Raw genomic sequence first — 652 nt, 5'->3', positions numbered from 1 at the left:
CGCAGGCTACCACGTCTTTCATCGCCTCTGACTGCCAAGGCATCCACCGTATGCGCTTCTTCACTTGACCATATAACCCCAAGCAATCTGGTTATACTGTGAAGACGACATTCGCCGAAAATTCGAACTTCTCAACTAAGAGAACTCACAAATTTTACCTTAGCCTGATCCGTTACCAGTGAAAGTAACGTTCAGTCTATCTTTCTATCACATACCCAAATTTTTAAAGAACGATCTAATCAAAAGACTAGAAATCAACATTCACCATCACCTTGATGGAATGCTCATTTCTAAGCTTTCAGAAGCAGTTTATGGTGGAGCCAAGCGGGATCGAACCGCTGACCTCCTGCGTGCAAGGCAGGCGCTCTCCCAGCTGAGCTATGGCCCCATAACAAAATTGGTGGGTCTGGGCAGATTCGAACTGCCGACCTCACCCTTATCAGGGGTGCGCTCTAACCAACTGAGCTACAGACCCAATTTCGAGCTTGTAACTGTTAGCTGTGAGCTATCAGCTTGGAGCTTAAAGCTGCTTCTATCGTCTTCTTCAATGAATCAAGCAATTCGTGTGGGAGCTCATGGAGCAGCTGCGGTCGTCGATTAAGGAGGTGATCCAGCCGCAGGTTCCCCTACGGCTACCTTGTTACGACTTCAC

The 652-nt window shown here is 47.9% G+C and carries 2 tRNA genes and 1 rRNA gene; all 3 read right to left on the bottom strand.

What is annotated here, in order from left to right:
• Positions 1-312 precede the first annotated feature (312 nt).
• Positions 313-388 (bottom strand) — tRNA-Ala (locus ACIPQ1_RS28750).
• A 10-nt stretch (positions 389-398) separates the two neighbouring features.
• Positions 399-475: transfer RNA gene (locus ACIPQ1_RS28745), tRNA-Ile, on the bottom strand.
• A gap of 123 nt (positions 476-598) precedes the next feature.
• Positions 599-652 (bottom strand): 16S ribosomal RNA (locus ACIPQ1_RS28740); the annotation flags it as partial.

It is taken from the genome of Pseudomonas sp. LARHCG127, from assembly GCF_052871455.1.
Note: the sequence above shows the minus strand (reverse complement) of the source record. Positions and strands in the feature narration are given on the sequence as shown.